The following is a 10,091-nucleotide window of genomic DNA, read 5'->3' on the forward strand; positions in this document are numbered from 1 at the left end:
GGGAACGACGCGACGACATCCATGAAGCCTTCCTCGGCCTCGCCGTCTGCCTGATCACCCACCGCCACGTCCAACGGCTTTGTTAGCACCTTTAAAGCCAGGCCTCCTCTTGGCCGGAGAGGTCGACCTGGGTGCCCCTTCCCGCACCATGGCCGAGTTCGCGGACCTCTTCCACTACCCGCGGCTCGACGACGCCGACAGGTTCGTGGCCACCACCGCAGCGTCCCTGGGACCCGAGACCGCCCTGTCGTCATAGCCCCAGCCGTTGAAGATCCCTTAGGCGAAGCCGAGTGGCACAACGCGAAGTGACCGTCCTCGCCGACCGCCAAGGGCCCGCCCGGATTGCTCACCATGAACCGACCCGGCCAGTGCTCACGACGTCCGGATTCCCGCGTTTCCGCAGGAGAGTGCTGACGATCAAGAGGAACCTACAGGGCTGTTCTCCCCGCTTCAGGGCCTCAACGCGGCTATCACCGCGCCCTCGGCACCTTCAACGGAGTCGTATGCACCGAAGCCATCATCGCCACGCGCCTCTGACAACCCCACGCTGCCTGGCCCGGACTCCTCGTCAGGGGCCAGGCAGCAGCGAAACCTTGAGACACTCCCGGGCTGGAACAGGTTGACAGATCGCATAACGGCAGGTGACATCCACGAGCACCAGGCCGGCGGCGGGTCGTATGACCGGGCTCCCAGAACCTTCTCTGCCGCGGTGAGGGCCTGGCGGCATTGGCCGTCCTCGTTGAGTTCCGCCAGGGCGCGCGCGAGCCGCAGATGGAGAAGGGAGCGTGCGGTGGGGTGATGGGTGCGGGGGATGGCGTGTTCGAGGATGTCTGCTGCGGTGCGCGCGTCCTTGAGCCACAGCAGGGGGCCAACTCCCTAGATCCCCCAGTCGTCGCTCATCCAGGCCCCCAGCCACACGAAGAACCAGATGAACCCCCCAACCGCGGCGATCAGCCCAACCGACGCCTGTTGTTTCGCAGATGGGGGCGCCTGCGGAACGGCGTGCTGTCCGCCACCACCGGGCACTTCGGTGCGGCTTCGCCGACGGTGGCGGTCTGCCCTGCCGGGAGCGAGCCGGTGCGGGGCGTGCGCCCGGTGGGTCACGGCGCCTGGCCAGCCGGTGCGTGCGCCGCACGTGTGTCGGGTCCTGCTTCAGGTGCACACGATGGAGCGGTTTCTTCTCCTGGGTTCTTTGGGCGGGGGCTGGGCGGGCAGCACGGCTTTGGGTGCCGGTTGGCATCCGCTGGTGTCCTTGGGGACTGAGTATCAGCAGGAGGAAGAGATGAATGTGGAACACGTCGACGTATTCGATCTCGACGTACAGGTGGAGCCCGCTCCGGTGGCCGAGGAGGCCGCGGGAGCGGTGGTAACGGACGCGCTGCAGTGTGTGCAGTCGGTGCTGATCTACTGCTTCACCATCCAGGGGAACTGCGGCAACTGACCGACGCGGGGCCGGGCGGGGCTGGTGGCCGGCGTTCAGAGGGCGCGGTGCCGGGTGTGCCATGGCGCGCCTGGTCGAGCGCTGAGGGCGGGGGGAGTGGGTGGCGGAAGCCGTGGACGGCCCGGTTTTCGAGGTTGCGGGGCCGGTGCTGGTGCGGGCTCCGGTGCTGCCGGCCGACCGGGTGCGCAGCACGTGGCAGGACCTGGACCCGGACGATACGCCAGCGGCGACGGAATATCTGGCTGCGCTGATGGAAGATCCGTTGGTGCGCGAGGCCGTCCAGGTCTCCAGTCCCGCGCTGGGCGAGCGGGTGGAGCAGATGCTGGGCGGGCGGTCGGCCACGCCGCGGCAGGTGCGGCGTGCGGTGCTGTCGCTGTCGCGGTATGTGCTGCGGATGGCGTGTCGGCCCACCCCGTTCGGGATGATGGCCGGGGTGGCCGCGGCCCGGTTCGGTGACACCGCGCACGTGGCCTGGGGGCCGCGGGACCGCCGGTGGGTGCGTCCGGACGCCGGTTGGCTGGCGCAGTTGGTCAGCCGCTGGGAAGAGGATCCGCTGGTGCTGCCGCATCTGCGGCTGGTGGCCAATGACGTGTGTTTCGCGCGCGGAGGCCGCTGGGTGATGCCCTGCGGTGTGACGGACGAAGACGGTGTGCCGCGGTGTGCGGAGGAGTCGGTGCGTCACACGCCCGCCGTGCAAGCGGCCGTGGAACTCGTGGCCCGCCGGCCGCTGACCGGCCAGGCCGTCATCGACGCACTGCGCCTACGGTTTCCGGGTACGCCCACCACGGACATCGGGCGGCTGCTGACACAGCTGGTGCGCCACCGCATGCTGCTGGCCGACCTCGCGCCGGCACCGCAGGAGGCGGACCCTCTCGGTCATGTGCTGCGCCGCCTGACCGAGTGCGGGGGGCAGCCGGCCCAGGCCCTCCAAGACCTTGAGCGCGCCGTACAGGGCTACGCGACCGCGCCGTGGGCGGCGGGCAGCCGGGCCTGCCGGGCGCTGGGGGAGCGGATGCGGGCCCTTCACGCGGTCGATCGGCCGCTGCAGGTCGACCTGGCGCTGGATGCCGATGTGCGGCTGCCGCACCGTGTGGCCCGGGAGGCCGAACGGGCCGCCGAGGTTCTGTGGCGGATCGCCCCGTCGTACACCGCCCCCGGGCATCTGCGCCAATACCATGCACAGTTCCTTGAACGCTACGGCACCGCACATGCCGTGCCGCTGGCGCGCGTCCTCGATCCGGATATGGGGCTGGGGCCCCCGGCCGGCTACCTGTGGCCGCCCCGCGGGTACAGCGGCGAGGAGCCGCTGCCGCCCGAGCCCGCCCCGCCGGACCGGCAGGAGGCCCTGGGCGCACTGCTGGCCGGCGCCCTGCACGACGGCGCGCAGGAAGTCGTCCTCACCGAGGCCGACGTGCGCGCGCTGGAGCCGCCCGGCCGGGGGCCGGTGGCGCCGTCGATGGAACTGTGCGCGCAGCTGATGGCCGTCTCTTCCCAGGCGCTGGACGCAGGGCACTTCGGGCTGGTGCTCTCTTCCGGCACGGGCTCAACGCTGGCTGGCGCCATGCTCGGCCGCTTCGCCTACCTGCTGGATCCGCCCGTCCAGGAGGACGCCGCCCAGATGGCGCGGGCCACCGGCACGACCGGTGCCAAAGCGGTGCCGGTGAACCTGGTCTGGCCGCCGCCGCTGGCACGGGCCCGCAACGTGTGTGCGGCACCGGCCTGGCTGCCGCACACCCTGGCCATCGGCGTGTTCTGTGACAGCGAGCAGCCGGTGCTGCGCCTGGACGATCTGTCGCTGGCCGCCGATACCGAGCGCCTGCTGCTGGTCTCCCGGCGCCTGGGCCGAGAAGTGGTGCCCCTGGCGTGGCACATGCTGCACCCGGCAGCGGCCCCCAACGCGGCCCGGCTGGCCCGCGAGGTCGGGCAGATGGGGGCACGGCACTGCCGGCCGTGGTCCTGGGGGCCGCTGGCCGTCTTGCCGTACCTGCCCCGGGTGCGCTACAGGCGTACGGTGTTGGCCTCAGCCCAGTGGCGCCTGGCTTACCCGCCGCTGCGTGAGCGCGGCCTGCCGCACGGGGACTGGGCGCGCGAGCTGGAGCGGTGGCGCCGGCGATGGGCCGTGCCCGAACACGTCCTCCTGGGCAGCGCCGACCGCAGGATCGAGGTCAATCTGGCCGACCGGCTGCACCAGGAACTGGTGCGCCAAGAGCTCTGGCGCACCGCGCAGTCGGTGCTGTACGAGACACCGCAGCGGGCGGCCGGGCTCGGTGACGGCTGGCTGCAGCGGGCGGGCCGGGCCCACACCACTGAGATCGTCATCCCGCTGCGGGCCCGCCCCCGCGCCGCCACCGCCACCGCCAGACCGTCTGCGGCCCCGGTGCCGTCGCGCCGCACTCCCGTAGCGGCCCAGTTGCCGGGCGGGCGCTGGCTGTACGCCAAGATCTATGGCAGCTGCCAGCGCCAGAACCTGTTGCTGCGCGACCTGCTGCCGCACCTGCTGGACGAGCTGCCGCCCGAGGTCGACCGCTGGTACTTCCTGCGCTACGCGGATCCGGCCCCGCACCTGCGCCTGCGCTTCAGCGGTCCGGCCGATGCCCTGCGTGGCCGGCTCCTGCCCGCCCTCCACGACTGGGCGGTGGAGCTGCGGCGCCAGGGCCTGGCCCAGCGGATGACACTGGACACCTACGAACCCGAATGTGCCCGCTACGGCGGACCCGAGGCGCTGGAGCACGCCGAGCGCGCCTTCTGCGCCGACAGCCACGCCGTGCTGGCCCAGCTGCGCCTGCTGCACACCACCGCCGCGGAGGTGGACCCGGTACTGCTGGCCGCCGTCAACTTCCTCGACATCGCCCGCCATACCTGTCCGACCTCCCCCGACTGGAGCCGTTGGCTGCTTCACGCCGTGCCCAAGGAGGCCGAAGACCACCGGGCCGTACGCGCCTTGCGGCATGCGCTCGCCGGCCTGCTCCACCCCGCCGACGCCCATCCGCAGCCCCACTCCCTGCCCGGCGGCTCCGACCTGGCCCGGGTGTTCACGCAACGGGCTCCGGCCCTGGCCCGCTACCGCCAGGCGGCCCAGGCCGCCACGGCGGTGACCAGCCTGCTGCACATGCACCACAACCGGCTGCTGGGCAGCGACCGCGGCAGCGAAGGCCGCGCGCTGGCCATCGCCCGCGGTGCACTTGAGGCCCACCACCAGCGCAGGCAGCACCGGCCATGAACCGATCCTCCGGGCCGGGCGCCGACACCCGCCAGCGCGCCCGAACGGCGGTGCAGGCCCTGGCCGCCGCGCTGCACGACCCCGCACCTCTTGGCCCCGCCCCCGGCACCGTGCCACCGGGAGCCGCCCGGCACTGGCGCAGCAGCCTCGCCGAGGGCTACCCGGGCACCACCTTGCTCTTCGCCGAGCTCGCCCACCAGGACCCGGCCCACCGCACCACCGCCCACGCCCATCTGGCCGCCGCCGCACACGGCTTGCGCGCCGACCCCGGCGACAGACTGTTCCGGGGCGTACCCGCCGTGGCGTTCGCCGCCGCGGCCGCGGCCGCCGAGCCCGCCGACTACGCCCGGCTGCTGCACCGGCTCGATGAACACGTACACGCCCGCCTCCGCGACCTGGTCCAGCAGGAACGCACCCGCACGGGGCTACGGCGCCCGGGCGTGCCCATGGCGGCCTACGACGTCATCAGCGGCCTGGCCGGACTGGGCCGCTACCTGCTGCTCCGCGGCCACCACGACCAACTCGCCGACGCGCTCACCGCCCTGATCGACCTGACCCGGCCCGTGACCGTCAACGGCCGCCGACTGCCCGGCTGGTGGGTACCCCACTCCCCGCTGTTCGGCCAGGACGCCGCCTGCCCGCACGGCCACCTCAACCTCGGCCTCGCCCACGGCATCCCCGGCCCCCTGGCCCTGCTCGCCCTGGCCTGGGACGCCGGCCTGCGCCTGCCTGGACACGACGACGCGGTGCACCACATCGCGACCTGGCTCCTGGCACACGCCGACCGTAACGAAGGCGCCCTGGCCTGGCCGGCCGTACTCACCGTCGACGAGAACTCCCACATCCACGCCGCAGGCCCGGCGCGCAGCCACTGGTGCTACGGAACCCCCGGCGTCGCCCGCGCCCTGTACCTGGCCGGCACGGCTCTGGACCACAGCGCCTGGCGGCACACCGCTGTCACCGCCCTGCAGCACGCCCTCACCCAGCCCCGCCCCCACCCTCAGCCCCCGGACGGCCTGGGCCTGTGCCACGGCCTGGCCGGCCTGCTGCACACCACCACCCGCCTCGCCCACGACAGCCAAGACCGCCTCCTGGCACGCCACTTGCCCGCCCTGGCCGACGACTTGCTCGCCGCCTTCAGCCACCCCTCGCACCCACCTCCCGCACCCGCCTCTGTCCACCAGGAGCACCCGGGACGCCAGAACCCGCCCTCCTACCCTGTGGGCCTGCTCGACGGCGCCAGTGGCATCGCCTTGGCCCTGCACAGCCACGCCACGGGCCAACCCCCCGCCACCGCCTGGGACGCCGCCCTGCTCCTGGCATGAGGCCGGCCCGCCGGGCACCCACAGAGCCTGGCAAGCACTGCCTCGCCACAAGGCCATCGCGTCCGGCCGGGGCCGCACCATGGGCGGCATACTGCTGCCACCGCGCCCCGCGCAGCATGCGCGCTCCATACAGTGCACCGGGGGAACCCACCCGGCGCCCGAGCGGCCCGCCGGACGCGTCTGCCGGGACCGCTGCGGCGCGGAGAGCTACTGCCACTCAGAATCTAGCGGGCGATTCTGCTCATGATCACCAAGCACACGCGCTGCTCATCAGGCGCGGAATCCGGTGTTTCCGCAGGAGCCAGTGCGCACGAAGACGCATTCTCTCAAGCCATGGACCACGCACACTGCGCGCACCCCGGCATGCCTGGGCCAGGTGCTGCGTCGGCGACCCTCGCCGGCCGTTGCTGCGCCCGGGCACGAACAGCTCTGGACAGAGCGGAGTCTTCGGGATGACGCTCCGGACCTGACGGTTGTAGCGCGGTGTGGTCGGGGCTGGAGGAGCTGGAGCCGCCTGCGGACGCAGCTACCACTCCACCGCCCGTGAGTTCGGGCTTAACCGGCGCACCGTGCGCAAGTACGCGCGCGCCGCCACCTGGCAGGAGTGCGTCCGGCGCCGCTACCCGCGCAGGCCCTCACCACTCGACCCGTATCTCGGCTACCTGCGCCAACGCTGGGACGAGGGCGAGCACAACGCCTTCGCCCTCCACCAGGAGATCTCCGCCAAGGGCTACCGGGGCCACTATCAGCAGGTGATACTCGCTGTTCAACCCCTGCGTCGTCAGCCCCCGTTGGAAGAAGTACATGAACGGGCACCAACCCGCAGGGAAGTCGCCCGCTGGATCGCCACCGCCCCTGACCAGCGCGGCCTTCACATCCGAGAGCGGCTCGCCCGCCTCCTGGAACACTGCCCGGAACTACAGCGCACCCACGAGTTGGTCCGCGAGTTCGACACCATGCTCGACGCCCAGGACTCCGCCCTGCTGCCCGCCTGGCTCAACCGGCTCACAACATCCCACCTCCAGGCCCTGACCAGCATGGCCAAGTCCATCCGCGAGGACGAGGCAGCAGTCGTGCAGGGGATCACCACCTCCTTCAGCTCCGGAGTCAACGAAGGACGCATCACCTACGTGAAGCTCCAGAAGAGAATCATGGGCGGGCGGGCCGGTATCTCCTTGCTCCGGCAACGAGTCGTACTGATCGCACACCTCCGTCGCCGCTACCCACGTTCCAACCCACCTGCCCCGCCGTGATCTCCGTCTACGAGATTCTCGCCGGAGCCACTTTCGCGAGTACGCCGACAGCACGAACGCGAGGCCGAGCACTTCCTCGCCTTCACCGCCGTCGCCTGCACCCTCATCTGTTACCGCAGACTCGATCGTTTTGAGAGGCGGGGGCGGAGACGTGATCGTGCGCGTGGTCTGCTGTCCGGCCGGGCCGGAACCGGCGGCGGACGAGCGCGATCAGGGAAGGTCCTCCGCGGAAGCACCACAGGGCGATGACCGGATCACAGATGGCACATGCCAGAGATGCGTCGTGGTAGAACGGCAGGATCGGATTGCCCTTGAGGTGGTGGGCCATGTCCCAGGCCGTGTGGAGCAGCCAGCCGACGCCGATGAAGGCCCAGGAGTCCAGGCCGCGGTAGGCGACGTAGGCCGTGAGTGCGACGAATGGGAGCTCCCACGGGCCGAAGCCGCCCCCGCTCAGATAGGCGGCGCCGGCTCCGCCCACCATGATCGCGTTGAAGTGGCGTCGGTGCGGTTCTTTGATCAGGGACATCAGCAGGCAGTAGATGATGCCGACGATCACTGGTGACACAAGGTTCATGAGGGGATGACTTCTTCCTCCTGGGGCGGGCCGAATCGCCGCGGTCGAGCTGTCGCAGCGCGAGCACCGACGTCTCGGCCAGAGCGCTGTCCGGGTGGGCAGGATCAGGAGTGCCAGTACGCTGGCGGCCGTCGCGGTCGGCAGGATCGAGGCGATCAGCAGGATCGAGGCGATCAGTCAGGCGTCGGCGAGGGCGCGGCGCGGCGTTGCGGGAAACATACTCGCGGGGACGGTGATCGGGTCGACGGCGACGGTGCCTTCGACGCTCATGCTGATGTTCTTCCTACTCGTGCAGGGGGATGGTGAGCGACTGATCTGCGAAGGCCCGGGCGCTCAGAGAGTGGTGGGCGTTGGACCCCGCGCGCGCCAGACGGTGCCGCGCCGCTCATGGGAGATGAGTTCTTCGACGGCGTGCGCGACGCGGGGGCCCACCTCGCGCTCCAGTAGGTACAGACCCAGATCGAGACCGGAGGTCACGCCGACGCCGGTGATCAGGTCGCCGTCGTCCACGATGCGGGCGCGGACCGCGTGGGCGCCGGTGGCGTCCAGCATGTCGAGGCCCATGTGGTAGGTGGTGGCGTGACGTCCCTCCAGCAGGCCGGCCATGGCCAGGACGAGCGAGCCGCCGCAGACGGTGGCGACGGTGATGTCCGGGTCGTCCATTGCCTGCGTGAGGAGCGCAGGGAGCTCGGTGGTCAGCGTGCGGCCCAGCAGCACCGGGATGAACTCGTCCTGCTTCCGCTCGCCGACGCCCACCTCTTCTTCCGGGGCCTCGCCGGGTTCGCCCACGCGGTTGGAGGCGCCCGGTACCAGAAGCATGTCGGCGCGCTCCAGGTCGAGGGCGCCGACGGCGCGCGGTGTCAGTCCTCCGATGCCGCTGACGACCTTACGAGGGCCCTCTGCGGTGACCAGCTCGACGGTCACCGCGCCGTCCGTCGCCGAGCCGCCGGCGTGCAGGACCTCGTAGGGGGCAATGGCATCGAGCGGGTCGAAGCCATCGGACAGGACGACCTGGGTGTGCATGGGCGCGGGCTTCCTTCGACGTCGATTTCCATCCGGACGCTCCGAAGTCAACCGGCTTCCTGGGTGCTAGCCCAGTGGCACTAGTGCCAGGTTGCAACGGAATAGTGCCAACACTTTCTTGAAGCGTGTGGACTGCGATGACGTGGGCCTTCCGGAAGGGCGGCCCAGGTCCGTCAAGCTGGTGGGGAGGTAAGTTCTGGTCATGCATACGGTTGCCGTGCTCGCGTTGGATCAGGTGATCCCGTACGACCTGTCCACCCCGATCGAGGTCTTCTCCCGTACCCGCCTGCCCGACGGGCGGCCCGGCTACCAGGTACGGGTGTGCGCCGAGCGCGACGAGGTCGACGCCGGAGCCTTCACCCTGCGTGCCCCCTGGGGCCTGGAGGGCCTTCATGGCGCGGACACGATCATCGTGCCGGGCGTCGCCGATCTCGCTGCCCCACTCCCTCCCGCCGTGCACGACGCGCTGCGGTCGGCCGCTGCCGACGGCACCCGGATCGCCTCCATCTGCGTGGGCACCTTCCCCCTGGCTGACACCGGGCTCCTCGACGGACTGCGCGTCACGACCCACTGGCGCGCGGCCGGTCTGCTGGCTGCCGCCCACCCGGACCTCGACGTCGACCCGGACGTCCTCTACGTCGACAACGGCCAGTTGCTCACCTCGGCCGGCGCCGCGGCGGGCATGGACCTGTGTCTGCACATGATCCGCCGTGACTACGGCTCGGCCGTCGCCGCCGACGCCGCCCGCCTGTCAGTGATGCCTCTCGAACGAGAGGGCGGGCAGGCGCAGTTCATCGTCTACGACCACGCACCCACACCGCAGGGCTCCGAGCTTGAGACGCTGCTCACCTGGCTACAGGAAAACCTGGCCCGCGGCCTCACCCTTGCCGACATCGCCGAGCGGGCCGGAACCAGCACCCGAACCCTGATCCGGCGCTTCCGCGACCAGACCGGCACCACGCCGCTCCAGTGGCTCCACCGGGCCCGCATCCGCCAGGCACAGCACTTGCTGGAAACCACGGAGCACTCCGTGGAGCGCATCGGCAGCCAGGTCGGCTTCGGCTCACCCACCACCTTCCGTGACCGCTTCAAGCGCACCACCGGCGTCAGCCCGCAGACCTACCGGCGCACGTTCAGTTGAACAGCCAAATGAGATGGCCTCTAAGGTTGGTCGGCCCCCTATCAGGTCTTGCTCCGCGCCCGCCGGCGTCGGCCTGGCGGCCGTCCAGACCGGCGCCGGCGGGGCGACGTCACG

Annotated in this window: 7 protein-coding genes and 1 pseudogene; 6 read left to right on the forward strand and 2 right to left on the reverse strand. The window is 71.2% G+C overall.

What is annotated here, in order from left to right; all coding sequences use genetic code 11:
* The first annotated feature begins 1,282 nt into the window (after positions 1-1,282).
* The 5 genes and pseudogenes from ACWDZ7_RS41940 to ACWDZ7_RS41960 all read left to right on the forward strand — a co-directional run.
* A complete protein-coding gene (locus tag ACWDZ7_RS41940; RefSeq protein ID WP_451804102.1) occupies positions 1,283-1,441 on the forward strand; it encodes an FDLD family class I lanthipeptide in 159 nt (52 codons plus the stop codon).
* Positions 1,442-1,541: 100 nt separating this feature from the next.
* Positions 1,542-4,661, forward strand: a complete 3,120-nt coding sequence (locus ACWDZ7_RS41945) for a lantibiotic dehydratase (RefSeq protein WP_451804104.1) — start codon at positions 1,542-1,544, stop codon at positions 4,659-4,661.
* The gene (locus tag ACWDZ7_RS41950; protein WP_451804106.1) at positions 4,658-5,986 is read left to right on the forward strand and encodes a lanthionine synthetase C family protein; all 1,329 of its coding nucleotides are present in this window, start codon (positions 4,658-4,660) and stop codon (positions 5,984-5,986) included. The genes ACWDZ7_RS41945 and ACWDZ7_RS41950 overlap by 4 nt, the downstream gene beginning before the upstream one ends.
* Before the next feature lie 569 nt (positions 5,987-6,555).
* On the forward strand, positions 6,556-7,239 hold the full coding sequence (locus ACWDZ7_RS41955; protein ID WP_451804108.1) for a transposase: 684 nt from the start codon (positions 6,556-6,558) through the stop codon (positions 7,237-7,239).
* A 36-nt stretch (positions 7,240-7,275) separates the two neighbouring features.
* Positions 7,276-7,362: pseudogene (locus ACWDZ7_RS41960) on the forward strand (IS5/IS1182 family transposase); the annotation flags it as partial.
* On the opposite strand, the gene ACWDZ7_RS41965 reads toward ACWDZ7_RS41960, so the two are convergent.
* Both ACWDZ7_RS41965 and ACWDZ7_RS41970 read right to left on the reverse strand, forming a co-directional pair.
* Positions 7,343-7,813, reverse strand: a complete 471-nt coding sequence (locus ACWDZ7_RS41965; RefSeq protein WP_451804110.1) for a DUF6010 family protein — start codon at positions 7,811-7,813, stop codon at positions 7,343-7,345. The pseudogene ACWDZ7_RS41960 and the gene ACWDZ7_RS41965 sit on opposite strands and share 20 nt — an antisense overlap.
* A gap of 333 nt (positions 7,814-8,146) precedes the next feature.
* A complete protein-coding gene (locus ACWDZ7_RS41970; protein ID WP_451804112.1) occupies positions 8,147-8,836 on the reverse strand; it encodes a DJ-1/PfpI family protein in 690 nt (229 codons plus the stop codon).
* A gap of 202 nt (positions 8,837-9,038) precedes the next feature.
* On the opposite strand from ACWDZ7_RS41970, the gene ACWDZ7_RS41975 reads away from it, so the two are divergent.
* The gene (locus tag ACWDZ7_RS41975) at positions 9,039-9,977 is read left to right on the forward strand and encodes a GlxA family transcriptional regulator (protein ID WP_451804114.1); all 939 of its coding nucleotides are present in this window, start codon (positions 9,039-9,041) and stop codon (positions 9,975-9,977) included.
* The last annotated feature ends 114 nt before the right edge of the window (positions 9,978-10,091 follow it).

Source organism: Streptomyces sp. NPDC003032, assembly GCF_053591415.1.